We start from the raw sequence: 17,780 nt of genomic DNA on the forward strand, positions 1-17,780 counted from the left end.
CCGTCCTCAGCCTTGCGGGTCCCGCGCTTTCGCTGGCTTGACCTGCGCGGTACGCGAATCCGTGTCGACGTTCGCGTCGCCGCGCTCGACCAGCGCCTTGTCGGCCGGATCGAGCCGGTAGCTCATCGCCACCTTCTGCGGGTTCACCTCGGCGCCGGGGCGGACGCGTTGCAGGCCGTTCACCACCACCAGGTCGCTGGGCTTCACGCCGCTTTCGATTACGCGCAAGCCATGCACCAACGCGCCGGTTTCGACCTTGCGGTATTGCACCTTGTGGTCCTTGTCGACCACGTAGACGAACTGGTTGCCCAGGTCGGTGCCGATGGCGCGGTCGTCCACCAATACGCGCGACTTCACCTGGCCGCTCTGCAACTGCACGCGGGCGTACAGGCCGGGCGTGTACAGGCCGTCGGCGTTGTCGAACACGGCGCGCAAACGCATCGTGCCCGAGCCGGTGTGCAGCTGGTTGTCCACGAAATCGAGGCGGCCTTCATGCGGGTAGCCCGATTCGTCGGCCAGGCCCATCGTCGCTTCGATGCGGGCGCTGCGGCCGGCCTGCTTGGCGTCGGCACGCAGATGATCGAGCTTCAGCCAGGTGTGCTCGTCCACGTCGAAATAGACATAGACGGGGTTCACCGAGACCACGCTGGTCAGCACGTCGTTGCTGGTGACCAGGTTGCCGGGGGTGACGCGGGCGTTGCTGACGCGGCCATCGATCGGCGAGCGCACCTTGGTGAAATCCAGGTTCAACCGTGCGGCGGCCAACGCGGCGGTGGCGGCGCCCAACTGGGCACGCGCGCTTTGCGCGGTGGTTTGCTGGCGGTCGGCTTCCTGTTTGGCGATCGCGTGCTGGGCCAGCAGCATCGTGGCGCGTTGCTGGTTGGTCTCGGCCAGGCTCAGCTCGGCACGGGCCTGCGCCTGGTTGGCGGCCAGCCGGTCCACCTCGGCCTGGTACGGGCGGGCATCGAGCTGGAACAGCACGTCGCCCTTGTGCACCACGGCGCCTTCCTGGAAATGCACCGACTCCACGAAGCCGCCCACGCGAGGCTGCACCTGCACCGTATTGACCGCTTCCAGCCGACCGGTGAATTCGGCGCTGTCGCTGACCTTGCGGCTCAGTGCCTGCGCCACGGTGACTTCCGGCGGCGGCGCGCCGACGGGGGTTTGCGCCTGGCTGTCATCGCCATGCAGCACCATCCAGCTGCCCAGCACGGTGACCGCGATCAGGGGGATCAGCATCCATTGTTTCTTCATCTTTCGCTCCGAACACCTTGTTGGCCGGACAGGGGGTACCGGCGAGGGTCGAGAGAATAGGTGTACCTGGCGGTATAGAAAATCCCCTTTTCAGGCATTACACTCATGCGTCGCAGTCATGAATCGACGAGGAATGGGACCGATGGAAGACTTTTCAGCAATTTCGACCTTCGTCCGCGTGGTCGAGGCCGGCAGTTTCGCCGCTGCCGCCGGCCAGTTGGGCATGACCCCGTCAGGCGTCAGCCGCGCCGTGTCGCGGCTGGAAACCCAGCTCGGCGCGCGGCTGCTGTTCCGCTCCACGCGCTCCTTGCGACTGACCGACGATGGGGCCTCGTTCCATGCACGTTGCCGGGAGATCCTGGCCGATCTGGCCGAGGCCACCGAGGCGCTGAACTTCGCCAACAGCAAGCCCACCGGCAAATTGCGGGTGGGTATCTCGCTGTCGGTGGGGCGCGCCGCGGTGATCCCGCGGCTCACCGAATTCGAGCAGCGCTACCCGGACATCCGGCTGGAGCTGTCGATGAGCGACTCGCCGTCGGATCTCAACGGCGAAGGGCTGGACTGCGCCATCCGCGTGGGCGAACTGGAAGATTCCAGCCTGATCGCGCGCAAGATCGGCTATCTGCGCAACGTGGTGTGCGCCTCGCCCGAGTACCTGCGCAAGTACGGCGCCCCGCGCAGCATCGAGGATCTGAAGGATCACCGCTGCATCAATTACGTGTACCCGAACGGTCGCCCGCGGCAATGGCAGTTCGACACGCCGGATGGCCAGGTGAGCGTGGATATCGACGCGCACATGCTGATCAACGACGGCGAATCGGTGCTGCAGGCCGTGGCGGCCGGGCTGGGCATCACCCAGGTGCCACGCATGCTGGCCGCCTGCATGCTGGAAAAAGGCATGCTGGAACTGGTGATGGCCGATACCAACTCCACCGGCAAGCCGGTGTGGATCGTCTATCCGCAGAAAAAACACCTGTCGGCCCGCGTGCAGGCCTTCATCGAATGGGTGCGCGAATTGTTCGAGCGTACCAACCGGTGCACGGTGGCCACACCCAATACCGTCCCTGCCGTCGCCCGGCCAAAACCGGTACGCACCGAAACGCTGGCGGAAGTGGCGTAAGCCGCTGCTGGAGCGGCCGCGCCGGCCTCAGCCGCCGGCCGGCACCAGCAACAGCAGCGCCGCGCCGAACGCGATGCGGTAGATCGCGAACGGCGTGAATGTGTGCGTGCGGATATAGCCAAGCAGCCACTTCACCGCGATAAACGCCACGATCGCCGAGACCACGAAACCCAGCCCCAGCGCGGTCCAGTCCTCATGCGCCGCGCCACCGCTTTTCACCACCTTCAGCAACTCATAGCCGGTCGCCGCATACATCGTGGGAATGCCGACCAGGAATGCGAACTCGGTCGCCGCCGCGCGGTTGCTGGTGCCGAACAGCATCGCCGCGAAAATCGTCGACGCCGAGCGCGACAGGCCAGGGAAAATCCCCGCAACCATCTGCGCGATACCCACCAGGATGGCCACCCGCCACGTCACCTCGGTGCGGTCGGGCTGGCGCGCGGCCAGCCGCTCCGCAGCGATCATCCACACGCCACCGATCACCAGCGCCCACGCCACCGGCGTCACCGTCTCCGGCAACTTGAAACCCATCTTCACCGCGATAAAGCCCAGCACCGCCGTGATCAGGAACGCCACCGCCAGCTTGAACAGGTAGTCGCGGTTCGCCGCATCGCGCCATTGCGTCAGCAACTGCCAGATGCGCTTCCAGTAGATCAACGTCACCGCCAGGATCGCGCCCGCCTGGATGCCGATATTGAACAGATCCGAGCGCGCCCCCAGCCCGAACTTCTCGGCAATCAGCAAGTGGCCCGTGCTGGAAATGGGCAGGAATTCGGTAACGCCCTCGATGATGCCGAGCAAGGTGACGCGGATCAGGTCGCTCAAGAACAGATACTCCGCAAAAGCTGTTGCCGGCATGCGCCAGCGTGGGGGCATAGCTTACGTGGATCGCGAATCAATGCGTCAGTGCGATTGGCTGGCGTCGGCTCGATTCCGATGGTGGCCGTCCGATCGAGCACCCATGCGACTCTGATCCCCGTTTTGATAAATGGGTGGGGCCAAACGCCAACCCCTATTTGCCCGTTTTCGTGCTTGCCGAACCTTCGCTGACCGTGATGTCGGAACTGCCGCGGCTTTGATAGCCCTCAGTCGCCAGCACCTGGTAATCGGGGGTGCCCAGTTTCAGGCCTTTGCTTGCCCAGAACTTGACGTGGTTGGCGAAGGTGATGGTGCCGGAAATGGCGCCGAAGCCCTTCTTGGGAGTGCGCACGCTGAAGTACTGGTAGAAGGTCTGGGTGCCGTCGATGGACGGCTGCTGGACGCGCTGGCAGCGGCGCACGTTGTAGGTGGCCCCATCGCTCTGGAAGCTGCCGTAGTCGGTGCCGCCTTCGCAGTTGGCCGGGTTGTACGAGCCGTAACTCTCGATCACGTAGTACTCGATCAGCGGGTTGCGGGTCCATCCGTAGAGCGCCAGATAGGAGTTCTGGCTGTCGTCCACGCCGAAGGTGCCCGAGTAACGGACGACGCGGTCGGTGCTGCCGGTTTTCCAGCCCTTGCCGCCGACCCAGTTATTGGTGGCGTTGGTCCACTGGGAGGTATAACGGCCACCGGCCTTCAGGCCGAACGAAGCGTCGCCGGAATCCTTCCAGAACGAGTAGTAGAACCCGTCGTGGGTTCCCGTCGCATTCGATGTGAGGGTTTGCGCGCTGGCACCCAGTGCCAGGCCGACTCCGACCAGCCCGGTCAGAACGCTCTTGCCGATGTTGTGCCATTTCATTGTCGGATCTCCGCCATTCATGAATCGGGGACAGTCTGCACGTTCGCGGGCCGTGTCTCCCGAGGAGGTGCAGCCATGGAGGTTGTGATGGTGCTGGTCGGTCGCCCGCACCTGTACCGGGATCGTACTTGATGGCTTCTGCGCCGCCGGCGGCGGCGCTCGGGAACGACCTATGCCTGCGGGACCGAAGCCGGCTCCCGCCCGGGTTGCTCGTCATGGATTCGCGTATAGACACCCTCCATGACGAGGACGTACGTCGCGCCGCCGTCGAACGAGCTTTCGAGCCGCATCCCGTAGGTGTCGTCGTCGATGAAGGTGTACGTGTGGCGGCTTTGCCCGCGCGGCGAGGTGCGGATGAAGGCAAGGTCGTGGCCGTCCCACGTTCCCTGCGCCGGTTCCTGCGGGGCGAAGCCGAGGCTGTCGAACCAGAACAGGCTGTAGTCCGCGGCTTCGGCATGGCGGGCGAAGATGGCGTGCGCCTGGAGCCAGGTTTTTCCGTCGCGCTCGGCCTCGTAATCCTGCACGAAAGCTTTGCCGCCAAGGGCTTCACGACAGGCCACCTGCGCCTGTGCCGGGCCGCCAGCGCCCCAATGGGATGGCTGGATCGTTTCCTTGCCGCGCCAGTGGCCGACGAGTTTGTGCAGCGGGTTCGAGCTTGTGTCCGGCATGGTATGTATCCGGGGTGGGGAACGTTCTGGCATCCGGAGGGCGCGCGATGTCAGCCGATCCGCGCATCCGCCGTCGCGAACCGGGCCGCGGCGCTCAACACGGCCATGATGGAGGCGGTGGCCATGTTCGGATGCACGCCGACACCGAAGCGCGAACCGGGCATGTCAGGCCTTGCCATTTCCACCACGGCCAGCGCCGAGGCGCCCGCGCCGGTACCAAGGCTGCGTTCTTCGTAACTGTCGATGCGAAGTGGCATCGACAGCGCGGCCACTGTGGCGGCGATCGGACCGTTGCCGGTCGCCTGGTAGGTCTGCGTCGCGCCGTCTGATCCAGCCAGTTCCAGCGCGATACCCTGACCTTCTGGCGACTCGAAGAGGTGATGGGAACGGTAGATGAAGCCGGGTTGTTCCCTCAACGGGGCGAGATACGTCTGCTCGAATATGTCCCAGATCTGCGCGCTGCTGAGCTCGGTCTCGCTGGCGTCGGCCAGGGCCTGCACGATGGCGCTGAATTCGACCTGCATGCGGCGCGGCATGACGATGCCGTGGTCGCGTTGCAGCAGGTAGCTGATGCCGCCTTTGCCCGACTGGCTGTTGACGCGCACGATGCTGTCGTAGGTGCGGCCCAGGTCCTTCGGATCGATGGGCAGATAGGGGACGCGCCAGATGGCATCGTCCTTCTGTGCCGCGAAGCCCTTGGCAATCGCGTCCTGGTGCGAGCCGGAGAACGCGGTGAATACCAGGTCGCCCACGTACGGATGGCGCGGGTGGATCGGCAGGGCGGTGCTTTCCTCGGCGATGCGGGCGACGGCGGTGATGTCGGAGAAATCCAGCCCTGGGGAAACACCTTGTGTGTAGAGATTCAGCGCCAGGGTCACCACGTCCACGTTGCCGCTGCGCTCGCCGTTGCCGAACAGGCAGCCTTCCACGCGCTGCGCGCCGGCCATCATGGCTAGCTCGGCGCAGGCGACGCCGGTGCCGCGGTCGTTGTGCGGGTGCACCGAAAGCACGATGTGCTCGCGCCGGTCCAGCCGCCGATGCATCCACTCGACCTGGTCGGCGAAGACGTTGGCCGTGGCCACCTCGACGGTGGTGGGCAGGTTGATGATCATCGGCCGCTTCGGGCCGGCGTCCCACGCCTTGATCGCCGCGTTGCAGACTGCCAGCGAGACATCCAGTTCGGCCATGCTGAAGGTTTCGGGTGAATACTGCAGCACCCACTCGGTCTGCGGCTGCTGCGCCGTGAGCATCTTGAGGTAGCCGATGCGCTGCTCCACCATCTCGACGATCTGCGGCAGGCTCATGCCGAACACGATCTCGCGCCAGGCCGGCGCGATGGCGTTGTACAGATGCACGATGGCACGGCGCGCGCCCTGCACGCTGCGCACGGTGGTTTCGATCAGGTCCTCGCGCAGCTGGGTGATGACCATTGGCGTGACGTCGTCCGGAATCAGGCCGTCATCGATCAGGTGGCGCACGATCTCGAAGTCGGTGGTCGAGGCGGATGGAAAGCCGATCTCGATCTCCTTGAACCCGATGCGCACCAATTCCTGGAACAGGCGCAACTTGCGCTCGCGGTTCATCGGCTCGAACAGCGCCTGGTTGCCGTCACGCAAATCGGTGGAAAGCCAGATCGGCGGCTGGGTCAGCGTACGCGAGGGCCATTGCCGATCCGCCAGGTCGATGGCGGGGAATGGACGATAGCGGGTGCCGGGATTTGCCAACATGATGAAGCCTCGAACAGGGTAATGACCGGATCCGGTGTTTCGACCATACGTCAGCGTCGGGATCAGGGTGAATCGGAAAGGGCTGCGCCGGTGAATGTGCCGGGATCGACGGCGGGGATCAACGCCAGCCGTCGCCATTGAAACATCGGAGCATACATGCCGCACTGCGCGGAACGGTTTGACCATGGGAATATAGGCTTGTTCGATATGGCCATCCATAAAATAATGGACAACCGCTCTATCGAAATGGACACCGGCCGCCGATGGGATTTGCCTCACCGCAGGATGGCAGCCGGGCGCTGGACCTGAGCGTCCACGAGTCCTCGGGGTTGCCGGTGACGGGCGTTGTCGAAACGTATCCGGCGCATCATGTGGTGCCCTCGCACCATCACGGCCGGGCCCATCTGCTGTATGCGGCCGAGGGCGTCATGCTGGTGCAGGCTTCCACCGGTCAATGGCTGGTGCCTCCCACCGCGGCGGTGTGGTTGCGCCCGCATGTGGAACATCGCCTGGTCATGCACACGCCGGTGCGCGTGTACGGCATTTTCGTGGACAAGGAGGTGGCCGATGGCCTGCCTTTCAAGGATGGCGTGCTGCACGTTTCGGCGCTGCTGAAAGCGCTGATTGGTGAATTGGCGCAGCCGATAGCCGGCCGCTCCGATTCACGGCGCGAGGCGCTGTTGTCGGCGCTGTTCCTGGAAGAACTGGGCGGCCAGCGCCCGCTGCCTTTTCATTTGCCGTGGCCGGTCGACGGCCCGATGCAGCAGGTGTGCGGCAGCCTGGTCAGGGACCCGGCCTACGTCTTCTCCGCCGACGATTGGGCGGCATCGCTGGCCATGAGTTCCAAGACGTTTCACCGCCACTTCCGCAAAGGCACCGGCATGACCTTCGGGCGCTGGCGCCAGCAACTGCGCTTGATGTCGTCGATCACCACGCTTCTCGGTGGCGCGCCCATCACGCAGGTCGCGTTGAGCAGCGGCTATGAAAGCCACAGCGCGTACGCGGTGGCGTTCAAGAAGCACTTCGGCGTTCCGCCGTCGAAATTTCTCTCGACGGTTTACCGTCCGTAGCCTCGCCAAACCCACTCCAGCGCCTCAGGTAGCGTCTGCTCGCGCACCTTGCGATCGCAATGGCCCGAATTGCGCGCGAAAACGTACTGGTACTGGTAGCCCTTGTCGTGCAGCACGGCGGCCATCCGGTGGTTGGCGCTGACCCAGTCGTGCATGCCGTCGCGCATGATGTTGGGATTGAACAGGTCGCGATCGCCAACATCCATCCACAGCTGGATGGGCTTGGTGGCGCTCGTCGCGATCAGGCCGTCTTTGCCGTGATAGTCCCATGCGCCACCCGGCGTTTGCGGGTTGAACGGCCACTGCTGGTTCACGAACGTGCCCGAGTAACTGATGACGCGGTGGTACCACTGCGGGTGATACCAGGCCATGGTGAAGGCGGCCGCGGCGCCGGAGCTGCAGCCCATCGTGGCGCGGCCGTCCGCATCGTTCGTCAAGGTGACGCCGTAGCGTTTCTCGACCTGCGGCAACACTTCCGCCTGGATGAACTCGGCGAACTTGCCGGACAAGGTGTCGTACTCGAGGCCGCGTTCGCTGCCCTGCGCGTCTCCGCCGCCGTTCTGGATCATCACGGCGATCATCGCCGGCACGCGCTTGTCGGCGATGAGGTTGTCGAGCACGTGGGGCAGCATCATGTCGGGTGCGCCGAACGCCGGCCCGTCGTGCGTGACGATGAAGGGCGCCGCGGTGCCGCGCCGGTACTGCTGCGGAATGTAGACGGTGATGGTGCGCTGGTACAGCGCGGCATGGGTGGCCACGATCAAGGTCTTCGGGTTCGCGGGATCGACGGTACCGAACACGTCGCGACCGATGCCCGGGTAGAACTTGCTGTCCTTCGAATCCATGACGAATTGCTGCACCGTTCCCTGCGGCACACCCTGGCGCACGGCAAGTTCGGGTGCCGGCACGTAGTCGGGGCCGATCACGAAGTTGCCGTTCGCATCCACCGGCGCATTGGCCCCGCGGCCGTCGATCACCGTGAAAGGCGGTGCGTCGGGCGCGTCGTACAGGCGGGTTGGCGGCGGTGCAGGCGCGGCATCGGCGGCATTCGCGGCAAGGGGACAGAGCATGGCGAACAGGGCGCCGACGGCGGTGACACGGACGAAGCTTGGCGTTCTCATGGATTCCTCATCGCTACGTGGCGGCGGAAACGGGGATCATTCGGGGGCTTTCGGCCGATGGGCGCGGCCGCTCAGCTTTGTTCCATATAGCCCAGGCCGGCCATCCAGCGGGCCAGAAGCTCGGGCCAGATGCTCAGCAGCGGCTCGTGCTGGCCCAGGCCGCTGCCGTGTTTGCCGGTGCGGAACACGTGCAGCTCGGCCGGGACATGTTGCCGGTGCAGCGCGAGGTAATAAGCGATGCTGTTTTCCGGCGGCACCAGGGTGTCGGCGTCGGTGACATAGATGAAAGCCGGCGGCGTCTCGGCGGTGACCTGCGTCTCGTTGGACAGCTCATGCACCAGCGCCGGTGACGGGTGCAGGCCGATCAGGTGCTCGCGTGAGTCCAGGTGGGTAAAGGCCTCGTCCATGGTGATGACGGGATAGGCCAGTATCGTGAAATCCGGTCGCGCCGACGCCTGCCCCACGGCGTCGTGCAACAGCGCCGTCTTAGGGTCGTAATGGGTGGAGACAGTGGCGGCCACATGCCCGCCGGCGGAGAAGCCCATGATGCCGATGTGCTGCGGGTCCAGCTGATAGGTCTTCGCGTGCTCGCGCACCCAGCGCACCGCGCGGCGGCCGTCGTCGATCGGCTGCGGGTAATGGTGTCCGTCGCCATGGCGGTACTGCAGCACGAAGGCCGCCACGTGGTGCTGGTTGAACCACTGCGCGACCAGCACGCCCTCCCAATCCAGCGCCATCGCGTGATACGCGCCGCCCGGGCAGATCACCACCGCCGTTTTCGTGGGATTGGAGGCGGGGATATAGGCCGTCAGTGCTGGCAATTGTCCCTGCCTTGCGCCGTCGGGCAGCGCGACGCTGGGCCACAGCGGCACCGCGGTACCGGTCGCGTGGGCGGCGGTGGCCATCGAGAGCAGCGCAAGCAAAGCCAGGGAAAGCGATGGAAGGCGCATCGGCGTTGTCTCCTGAAGGCCGGAAAAAAGCATAGCAGTGGCGGCCTGGCGGTCGGTTCGCGATCAAATGAAGGCGAAAAAAAGGGAGGGCGATCAGTCCGTGGACTGACCATCCTCCCCGCGGGAAACGGTTATGCCGGAGCGGCCAAGCTCGTCTACCGTGCCGGCTGGTTGCCCTCGACCAGGGTGTCGGCGGCGTTGGCCAGGTAGATGTAGTACGCGCCCAGGTCGGTGACGTATTCGTTCTCGCCCCAGAAGAAGGGCCAGTTTTCCTTGTTCTCCGGGAAGTCGGGTTTCACGATCAGCACGCCCGGCACCACGCCGCCGGCGATGAAGCTGAAGTCGGCGCGGTTATGGCCGTAGGCCACTTCCTTCGATCGCGCGCCGACGGCCGAAACGAACGACAGGTTCGAGCCGGGGTGGGTGCCGTAGAGGTAATCCAGCCCGCGGAACACGCCCTTGTCGTCGACGATGTCCGGGAACGCCTTGTGCAGCACGTAATCGGTGATGGCCAGGCGCACGACGGCGCCATTGCCGGCCCAGCCGCCGTCCGTGATCGGCACGCCGTACGGGTTGGCCTGGCTGATCGACGCCCGCTGCTTCGCATACGCGCGGACGGCCGTTTCGAGCTGGCCGCGGTAAGCGGCCGGCATGTGCGGCAGCGCGCGAACGGCTTCGGTGGCGGTGAAGATGAAATGCTCGGCGATCCACGGCCACAGGGCGGTGATCCGGGTGGCGTATTGCTGGTCGCCGGTGGCGATCAGCAGTTCGACCGCGGCGTTGAATTTCTCCGCCTGCAACGGGCCGCCGGTGGTGTTGCCGTGGCGGTAGAGATCCGGTGCATGCGATTCTTCCTGCGCCCACACCTTCTGCGCGATGGCCAGCGATTTCTTCGCCAGCGCCGGGTCCATGTCGTGCAGGGCGCGCGAGGCGGCGGCCAGTGCCCCGATCGAGCCGTAGTTGAGCGCACTCGATTTGCTGGTGAACGCCCAGCGGTCATCCGGCGTGCCGCTGCGACCGTCCTTGACCTCGCCTTCCTTCAGCGACGGGTCGTAGACCAGGCCATCCGTCTTGGTCACCGCATCACCCAGGTGGCGGTACTGGACCAGGTCCGGCGCGATGATGCCGTGGATGGCATGGCCGACGGCGTCGAACTGGGCGACCAGTTGCACGGTGCCGTGCTTGATCTGCTGCAGGATGTCAGGCACGCCATCGGGGCGGTGCATGTCGACGCGGCGGGCGGTCCAGTTGACGCTGGTGGTGTCGCGTTCGGGGTGGAAATCCTCCCAGGTGTGCACCAGCGTGCGCACGATCGCGTACTGCGTCTGCGTGCGAATGTCGTAATCGCCCGCATCCAGCCAGCCGCCCACGTTCAGGCCGGGAATGTGCTGGCCGGGCTTGAACGCGGTGTCGGTCGTGGGGCCCTGGGCGTAGAGGTCGAAATGCTCGTGGTTGACCGGTGCCTGCCGCGCGTCGTCGCGGTGCGGGTCGCCATGCCATACGCGATAGGCCTCATTCACCCGCATGTGGTCCATCTGCTGCGGCAGATAGACGTCCAGCGTGGGATGCCAGGCCGCCGAGAAAACGTCCTTGGCGATGGGGAACGGCGCGGTGCGCTGGCCGTCGTAGTCGATGACGTAAAGGCCGGGCTGGGTCACGCTGCTGAAATCGAAGCGGGCGTAGCCGTAGCGCAGGTAATCGCCCCAGGGCTTGGGTGCGGCGCTGAACACGGCTGTTTCCTTGCCATCGGGCGTGACGCGCAGCAACCGCGCCTCGCCACTCATCGGCGCCTTCGGGTCGTGCTCCAGCACGGCGACCTTCGACTGGGCGGGCGCGTAGCCCACCTGCGAGTGGCCGATCACGGTGGGGCGTATCCAGTTCGGGTCGGTGCTGCCGGACAGTGTCCACTGCAGCACCGTGCCGGTCTTGCCGGCGGGAATCATCTGGCGCAACACGAACCAGCCGTTCTGCGCCTGGTTGCGTCCGTCGTAGAAACTCATCGTGCCGTTGGCGGCGCTGACCGTCACCCGCTGCTGCGGGTCGGTGGGCGCCAGCACGAAGCGCTGGCCGCTGGCCATGGGCAATGGCTCGGCGCGCTGGCCCTCGGTCGGCTGCGTCATGGCGCTGGCCGGGTAGAGCGGAAACGGATGCGCCACACCATCGGCGAAATAGCTGTGGTGGAAATACGTGGCGGGCAGGAACTCCAGGTTGAACCCGGCCTTGCCGTCCAGCGCCGCCGGCAAAGGCTTGTCCAGGATCACGCTGATGACGACCTTGTCGCCGTCCTGGCGCGCGTGGATGCGGTAGTCGAAGTGGTAATCCGGATAAGACAGGTGGGTGTCGATCGTGCCCTTGGCCTGATCCACCTTGCGGCTCACCAGTTTGCCGATCGGGTCCCACTGGTCGGGCGTGGCCGACAACCGGATGTCGCCGTTGGTGGCCGTGCGCTGATCGTGGTGGATGATCTCCACGCCGCTCATCTTGGCATCGCTGAACAGGCCGTCGTACCAGTTGCTGTACACCAGTACGTCGAACCCGCGGGACGCGAAGTAACCCTTGTCGTTCAAGCTCAGGGTTTGGCCGTCTGTTTCAGCAGACGTTGCCATGGCGGGAAGTGCGGCGACGGCGGTCAAGGCGCTGGCCGTCAGCAGGAGCAACCGCGCGCGATGGATCAGGTTGAATCGATGGATGGGCATACGGTTCCCCCAAAATGTTAGCGGTAACCGTAGCAGTGTCAGGGGCGGTTCGGAAGGGCCGAAGTGCCGGGGTGATGGCATGGTGCGGCGCACCGTGCGGCGCGTCGCACCGCACAACGATTGTTGCATTGCGTCGACGATCAGCCGGCGGTGTCGACATCCTTTTTTCCGGACCGAAACGGAAACATCTGCTGCTTCACGAAGCCTTCGGGCATGTAATCGCCGACCACGCCATAGCGCTCGGGAAACTTGTTCTTCGACTTCACCGCGGTGCCGAACAGGTAGTCCAGGAACGCGTAGTGCGCGGCGTAGTTCCTGTCGATCGCCTCGTCGTCGGAGGCGTGGTGCCAGTGGTGGAAATCCGGCGTCACCAGCAGGTACTTCAACGGCCCCCACGGCAGGTGCACGTTGGCGTGGTTGAACACCGCCTGGAAGCCCACGATCAGGATGTAGCCGTTCATCGCCGCCTCGGAAAAACCCAGGATGTACAGCGGCGCCAGCACGCAGACGCGGGTGAAGATCAGCTCCAGCATGTGCTGGCGCGAGCCGGCCAGCCAGTCCATCGTCTTCACGCTGTGGTGCACGGCGTGGAAGCGCCACAGGAACGGCACCTCGTGGTACGCGCGGTGCGTCCAGTACTGCGCCAGGTCGGCCACCAGCACGCACAGCAGCAACTGCGGCAGGAACGGAATGTGCTGCACGGCCTGCTGGAAATCGCTGCTGACCAGCCAGCCGAACATGTGGTGCAGCAGGAAGTTCACCGTCAGCAGCGCCAGCCCCACGATGAAATGATTCACCGCGAAATGCTTCAGGTCGGTCTGCCATTCCTTGCGGAAAATCGCCTGGCCCTTGTACAGCGGAAACAGCTTCTCGATCACCACGAAGATCAGTGTGGAGCCGAGCAGGTCCAGGATGAACCAGTCCAGCCCGATGTACGGTGTGTGGTCGGGAAATTCGCCCACCGGCACCCGCGAACCGCCCAGCGCCACCGCCGCGATCACCAGCACGAACGCCATGATGTTGAGATTGCGCTGGCGGCCCAGGATCACATTGCCCAGCGACATGCCGCCGGCCACCAGCAGGCCCACCAGCAACACCTGGCGCAAGACGTCGACCGAGTATTTGTGGCGCAGGTCTGGCGTGGTCAGGTACTGCGGAAAGTGGAAGGCCGCCACCGCCAACAGGCACAGGAAGCCCAGCGACAGCGCGATCACGCCGCTGATCTTGCCCAGCCCCGGCTTCAGCTCGCCGTCGCGGTGCAGCAGTTCGCGCGTCTCCGCCACGGGTTGCACGACGCGCTCCAACGCGTCACGGGCGGTGTCGCGCCTGGAATGTCTGCTCATGGTGATCCTTCACTGAAAGCGCCGGCTGGCGTCGGCGCATGGTAATCGAAGCGCTGCCGGCACGTTCCCGCTGTCGACGGCCAGGGCGCGATTTGTCATGGACGGCCATTTCCATGCGACGATTGGCGGGTACCTGTCGCGCCACCCGCTCCATCTCACCGCCGATCCAGGACGTGGGCGCTTTCCACGGAAAGCGCGCGCCGACGTCGTGTTTTGCCCGGAGAGCGCTGAAGGGAGGACTTGTCGCAATGCACTGCGGCCGCGAAACCGGCCGATACGCGACCGCACATCCAACGTACCAAGCATCGGGAGACGTCAACGTGGCGCAAACAGAGCACGAGTTAGCCAGTGTCAGGATCGGCCTGAAAGAGAAGATCGGTTATGGCATCGGCGATGTCGGCTTCAACTTCTACTGGGCCAATATCTCCGCGTTCCTGCTGATCTTCTATACCGACACCATGGGTCTGCCCGCGGCCGCGGTCGGCACCATGATCCTGATCACCAAGATCATCGACGCCTTTACCGACCCGGCGATGGGCGCCATCGCCGATCGCACCAGGTCGCGCTTCGGCAAGTTCCGCCCCTACCTGCTGTTTGCCGCCGTACCGATGGCGGCGGCGGGCGTGCTGACCTACACCACGCCCGACCTGGGTGAGGGCGGCAAACTTATCTGGGCGTACGGCACCTATTCGCTGATGATGCTGATGTACACCATCCTCAGCACGCCTTATTCCGCGCTGTCCGGCGTCATCACCGCCAACAGCCAGGATCGCACCACGCTGATCAGTTTCCGCTTCATCGCCGCCTTCACCGGCACCACGCTGGTGAACTACTTCACGCTGGACATGGTGAAGTGGTTTGGCCAGGGCGACGACAAGCTCGGCTGGCAGCTGACCATGGCGGCGTACGGCGTGGCCGCGGCGATCATGTTCATGACGGTGTTCTTCACCACCCGCGAGCGCATCTCGCCGCCGCGCGAACAGAAGTCCGCGGTGATGGGCGACATCAGGGACCTGCTGGACAACCGTCCGTGGCTGGTCCTGTTCGCGCTGGCGCTGATCATCATGACGACGATCGTGATGCGCGCGGGTGCCTCGGTCTATTACATGAAGTACTACGTGGGGCAGGCCGACCTGACCGGTGCCTTCCTCGCCACGTACTCCATTGCGCTGGCCATCGGCGCCGCCTGCACGCCGTTGATGACCCGCTTCATCGACAAGAAGAAGTTGATGATGCTGTTGATGGCGGCCGTCGGCGTGCTCAGTTGCGTGATGGTGTTCGTGCCGAAGGACGCGATCTGGCTGATGTTCGGCATCAACACGCTGATCGGCTTCTTCCTCGGGCCCAAGTCGCCGCTGGCCTTCTCGATGTTTGCCGACACGGCCGATTACACCGAATGGAAAACCGGCCGTCGCGCCACCGCGATGACGTTTGCCGCGGCCACGTTCTCGCAGAAGCTGGGCGGCGCGATCGCGTCGGCGGTCATTGCGTGGATGCTGGCGGCGATGGGCTACGTGGCGAACGAAGCCCAGTCGGGCGCGTCGCAGCTGGGCATCGTGCTGCTGCTGACCGTCATCCCCGGCGTCATCGCACTCATCGCCGCATTCGTCATGCGTCTGTACACGCTGGACGACGAAACGCTGGTGCGCGTGCAGACGGAATTGCTGGCGCGCAAATCCACGGTTTGACCATTCTTTAGATCAGCGGAGCGGTTTCAGATGCTTAACCCCAGCGCCGATGGCGAACGTTTCGAATTGCACAGCGCGGTAGCGATGCCGCGCGCGGCCGGCTTCCTGTGGAACCGGCGCATGATGATGCAGATGAATTGCCGCGGTTATGCCGTGGCGCAATTCATGCAGCCGGAGCCGGCCAAGTACGCGCACGCGCCGAACCTGGAAGCGAAGACGTTCATGCAGCCGGAGCAGCCGTATTACGCGCATCATCCGGGGCGCTTTTTCTACGTCAAGGACGAGGAGTCCGGCGAGATCTTCTCGGCGCCGCATGAGCCGGTGCGGGCCACGCCGGAAAGCTTCACCTTCTCCGCGGGCAAGGGCGACATCGCGTGGCGTGTGGTCTGCGCGGGCATCGAGGTCGAGATGGCGGTGTCGCTGCCGGTGAACGACGTGGTGGAGCTGTGGACGCTCAAGGTGCGCAACCTGTCCGGCCGTGCGCGCAAGCTGAGCATCTACCCGTACTTTCCGATCGGCTACATGTCGTGGATGAATCAGTCGGCGGAGTACCGCGCCGACCTGGGCGGCGTGGTGGCCAGCAGCGTCGCGCCGTATCAGAAGGTGGCCGATTACTTCAAGCAGAAGGACTTCAAGGACAAGACCTTCTTCCTGCATGAACGCGCGCCCGATGCGTGGGAGGCGAAGCAGGAAACCTTCGAGGGCGAGGGTGGCCTGCATCATCCCAGCGGCGTGCAGCAGGAGACGCTGGACGGTGGCGATGCGCGCTACGAAACCCCGGCGGCGGTGCTGCAGTACCGCCACGGCTTTGCGCCGGACGAGTCGCAGCAGTACCGCTTCATTTTCGGCCCGGCCTTCGATGACGCGGAAATCCGCGCACTGCGCGAGAAGTACCTGAGCGAAGCGGGTTTCGCCGATACCCGGCGCGAGTATTCGGATTACGTGAGCCAGGGTCGCGGCTGCATCCAGATCGACACGCCCGATGCCGCCTTGAACAATTTCGTGAACCACTGGCTGCCGCGCCAGATGTTCTACCACGCCGACGTCAACCGGCTCAGCACCGATCCGCAGACCCGCAATTACCTGCAGGACAACATGGGCATGAGCTACATCCGCCCGGCGGTGACGCGCTCGGCCTTCCTCCATGCCCTGAGCCAGCAGGAGGAGAGCGGCGCCATGCCCGACGGCATCCTGCTGATCGAAGGCGCCGAGCTGAAGTACATCAACCAGATCCCGCACACCGACCATTGCGTGTGGCTGCCGGTCTGCCTGCAGGCCTACCTCGACGAAACCGGCGACTACGCGCTGCTGGACGAGCCGGTCATCGGCGTGACCGACGGCCGCACCCTGAGCGTGTTCGAGCGCATCAGCGCCGCGATGCGCTGGTTGCTGGACGTGCGCGACGAACGCGGCCTCAGCCTGATCGCCCAGGGCGACTGGTGCGACCCGATGAACATGGTCGGCTACAAGGGCAAGGGGGTGTCCGGCTGGTTGTCGGTGGCCACCAGCTACGCCCTGAAACTGTGGGCCGCCGTGTGCGACGCGCGACAGCAGCCCAAGCTGGCGCAGTCGTTCCGCGAGGGTGCGCAGCAGCTCAATGAAGCAGTGAACGGCCAGCTGTGGGATGGCGAATGGTTTGCCCGCGGCATTACCGACGACGGCGTGATCTTCGGCACCCGCAAGGACAACGAGGGCCGCATCTTCCTCAACCCGCAGAGCTGGGCGATCCTGGCCGGCACCGCCGACGACGCGCAGCGCGGGAAGATGCTGCAGGCGATCGAGCAGCAACTCGAAACGCCGTATGGCGTGATGATGTTTGCGCCCGCGTTTACCGCCATGCGTGACGACGTGGGCCGGGTGACGCAGAAGTATCCGGGCTCGGCGGAGAACGGCGCGGTCTACAACCACGCGGCGATCTTCTACATCTACAGCCTGTACGACATCACCGAATCCGAGCGCGCCTACCGCCTGCTGCGGCAGATGATCCCCGGCCCCGATGGCGACGACTACCTGCGGCGCGGCCAGCTGCCGGTGTTCATCCCCAACTACTACCGCGGCGCGTATTACCAGTTTCCGCGCACGGCCGGCCGCTCCAGCCAGCTGTTCAACACCGGCACGGTCTCGTGGGTCTACCGCTGCCTGGTCGAAGGCCTGTTCGGTTTGCAGGGGCAGGCCGACGGCTTGCGCATCGCGCCGCAGTTGCCGGCGGATTGGCCATCGGCGCGGGTGGTGCGCACGTTCCGCGGGGCGGAATTCGTGATCGAGATGGCGCGTGAGGCCGGGCGGAAGGAGACGTCCATCGTGGTGGACGGCAAGGTGCTGGAAGGCGCCGTTGTCCGCGATGTGGAGGCCGGCCGGCAGTACCAGGTGTCGGTGCGTTTACCCGGCTGAACCACGTCGGGAAGGGGTTCGTGGCATCGCCGCAT

The 17,780-nt window shown here is 65.0% G+C and carries 13 protein-coding genes; 4 read left to right on the plus strand and 9 right to left on the minus strand.

What is annotated here, in order from left to right; genetic code table 11:
- Positions 1 to 6 precede the first annotated feature (6 nt).
- Positions 7 to 1,254, minus strand: a complete 1,248-nt coding sequence (locus tag ASD68_RS12300; protein WP_156458391.1) for an efflux RND transporter periplasmic adaptor subunit — start codon at positions 1,252 to 1,254, stop codon at positions 7 to 9.
- A 142-nt stretch (positions 1,255 to 1,396) separates the two neighbouring features.
- Between ASD68_RS12300 and ASD68_RS12305 the strand changes: the two genes are divergently transcribed.
- Complete coding sequence (locus ASD68_RS12305) at positions 1,397 to 2,374, plus strand: LysR family transcriptional regulator (protein WP_056084288.1); 978 nt, start codon at positions 1,397 to 1,399, stop codon at positions 2,372 to 2,374.
- A gap of 27 nt (positions 2,375 to 2,401) precedes the next feature.
- On the opposite strand, the gene ASD68_RS12310 is transcribed toward ASD68_RS12305, so the two are convergent.
- From ASD68_RS12310 to ASD68_RS12325, 4 genes are all read right to left on the minus strand, one after another.
- Positions 2,402 to 3,199 (minus strand): undecaprenyl-diphosphate phosphatase, encoded by a 798-nt coding sequence (locus tag ASD68_RS12310; protein ID WP_200945383.1) that lies wholly within the window; start codon positions 3,197 to 3,199, stop codon positions 2,402 to 2,404.
- 187 nt (positions 3,200 to 3,386) lie between these two features.
- A complete protein-coding gene (locus ASD68_RS12315; RefSeq protein ID WP_056607161.1) occupies positions 3,387 to 4,091 on the minus strand; it encodes a glycoside hydrolase family 11 protein in 705 nt (234 codons plus the stop codon).
- 170 nt (positions 4,092 to 4,261) lie between these two features.
- Positions 4,262 to 4,759, minus strand: a complete 498-nt coding sequence (locus tag ASD68_RS12320; RefSeq protein ID WP_056607164.1) for a DUF1579 family protein — start codon at positions 4,757 to 4,759, stop codon at positions 4,262 to 4,264.
- Positions 4,760 to 4,809: 50 nt separating this feature from the next.
- Positions 4,810 to 6,486 carry a 2-isopropylmalate synthase gene (locus ASD68_RS12325; RefSeq protein ID WP_056607167.1) on the minus strand — a complete coding sequence of 559 codons (1,677 nt, stop codon included), beginning with the start codon at positions 6,484 to 6,486 and terminating at the stop codon, positions 4,810 to 4,812.
- Between the two features lie 263 nt (positions 6,487 to 6,749).
- On the opposite strand from ASD68_RS12325, the gene ASD68_RS12330 reads away from it, so the two are divergent.
- On the plus strand, positions 6,750 to 7,556 hold the full coding sequence (locus tag ASD68_RS12330; protein WP_056607170.1) for a helix-turn-helix transcriptional regulator: 807 nt from the start codon (positions 6,750 to 6,752) through the stop codon (positions 7,554 to 7,556).
- Here ASD68_RS12330 and ASD68_RS12335 read toward each other — a convergent pair.
- From ASD68_RS12335 to ASD68_RS12350, 4 genes are all read right to left on the minus strand, one after another.
- Positions 7,544 to 8,677 (minus strand): alpha/beta hydrolase-fold protein, encoded by a 1,134-nt coding sequence (locus ASD68_RS12335; RefSeq protein WP_200945384.1) that lies wholly within the window; start codon positions 8,675 to 8,677, stop codon positions 7,544 to 7,546. The two genes, ASD68_RS12330 and ASD68_RS12335, sit on opposite strands and share 13 nt — an antisense overlap.
- A 71-nt stretch (positions 8,678 to 8,748) precedes the next feature.
- Positions 8,749 to 9,627: an alpha/beta hydrolase gene (locus ASD68_RS12340; RefSeq protein ID WP_056607172.1), complete on the minus strand. Its 879-nt coding sequence runs from the start codon at positions 9,625 to 9,627 to the stop codon at positions 8,749 to 8,751.
- Positions 9,628 to 9,782: 155 nt separating this feature from the next.
- Positions 9,783 to 12,323 (minus strand): glycoside hydrolase family 9 protein, encoded by a 2,541-nt coding sequence (locus ASD68_RS12345; protein WP_056607175.1) that lies wholly within the window; start codon positions 12,321 to 12,323, stop codon positions 9,783 to 9,785.
- Between the two features lie 140 nt (positions 12,324 to 12,463).
- A complete protein-coding gene (locus tag ASD68_RS12350; protein WP_056607178.1) occupies positions 12,464 to 13,666 on the minus strand; it encodes a sterol desaturase family protein in 1,203 nt (400 codons plus the stop codon).
- A gap of 320 nt (positions 13,667 to 13,986) precedes the next feature.
- On the opposite strand from ASD68_RS12350, the gene ASD68_RS12355 reads away from it, so the two are divergent.
- Positions 13,987 to 15,354, plus strand: a complete 1,368-nt coding sequence (locus ASD68_RS12355; protein ID WP_056607584.1) for an MFS transporter — start codon at positions 13,987 to 13,989, stop codon at positions 15,352 to 15,354.
- A 30-nt stretch (positions 15,355 to 15,384) separates the two neighbouring features.
- Complete coding sequence (locus tag ASD68_RS12360; RefSeq protein ID WP_056607181.1) at positions 15,385 to 17,745, plus strand: NdvB protein; 2,361 nt, start codon at positions 15,385 to 15,387, stop codon at positions 17,743 to 17,745.
- Positions 17,746 to 17,780: the final 35 nt, after the last annotated feature.

Origin of the sequence: Rhodanobacter sp. Root627, from assembly GCF_001427835.1 — a bacterium.
In the GTDB taxonomy this organism is placed as follows: Bacteria; Pseudomonadota; Gammaproteobacteria; order Xanthomonadales; family Rhodanobacteraceae; genus Rhodanobacter; species Rhodanobacter ginsenosidimutans.

What these genes read in the sequence shown, in the direction of transcription:
- ASD68_RS12330 (WP_056607170.1), top strand. Translation starts at nt 6,750, where the DNA reads ATGGGATTTGCCTCACCGCAGGATGGCAGCCGGGCGCTGGACCTGAGC.
- ASD68_RS12325 (WP_056607167.1), bottom strand. Translation starts at nt 6,486, where the DNA reads ATGTTGGCAAATCCCGGCACCCGCTATCGTCCATTCCCCGCCATCGAC.
- ASD68_RS12300 (WP_156458391.1), bottom strand. Translation starts at nt 1,254, where the DNA reads ATGAAGAAACAATGGATGCTGATCCCCCTGATCGCGGTCACCGTGCTG.
- ASD68_RS12335 (WP_200945384.1), bottom strand. Translation starts at nt 8,677, where the DNA reads ATGAGAACGCCAAGCTTCGTCCGTGTCACCGCCGTCGGCGCCCTGTTC.
- ASD68_RS12350 (WP_056607178.1), bottom strand. Translation starts at nt 13,666, where the DNA reads ATGAGCAGACATTCCAGGCGCGACACCGCCCGTGACGCGTTGGAGCGC.
- ASD68_RS12315 (WP_056607161.1), bottom strand. Translation starts at nt 4,091, where the DNA reads ATGAAATGGCACAACATCGGCAAGAGCGTTCTGACCGGGCTGGTCGGA.
- ASD68_RS12320 (WP_056607164.1), bottom strand. Translation starts at nt 4,759, where the DNA reads ATGCCGGACACAAGCTCGAACCCGCTGCACAAACTCGTCGGCCACTGG.
- ASD68_RS12360 (WP_056607181.1), top strand. Translation starts at nt 15,385, where the DNA reads ATGCTTAACCCCAGCGCCGATGGCGAACGTTTCGAATTGCACAGCGCG.
- ASD68_RS12305 (WP_056084288.1), top strand. Translation starts at nt 1,397, where the DNA reads ATGGAAGACTTTTCAGCAATTTCGACCTTCGTCCGCGTGGTCGAGGCC.
- ASD68_RS12340 (WP_056607172.1), bottom strand. Translation starts at nt 9,627, where the DNA reads ATGCGCCTTCCATCGCTTTCCCTGGCTTTGCTTGCGCTGCTCTCGATG.
- ASD68_RS12345 (WP_056607175.1), bottom strand. Translation starts at nt 12,323, where the DNA reads ATGCCCATCCATCGATTCAACCTGATCCATCGCGCGCGGTTGCTCCTG.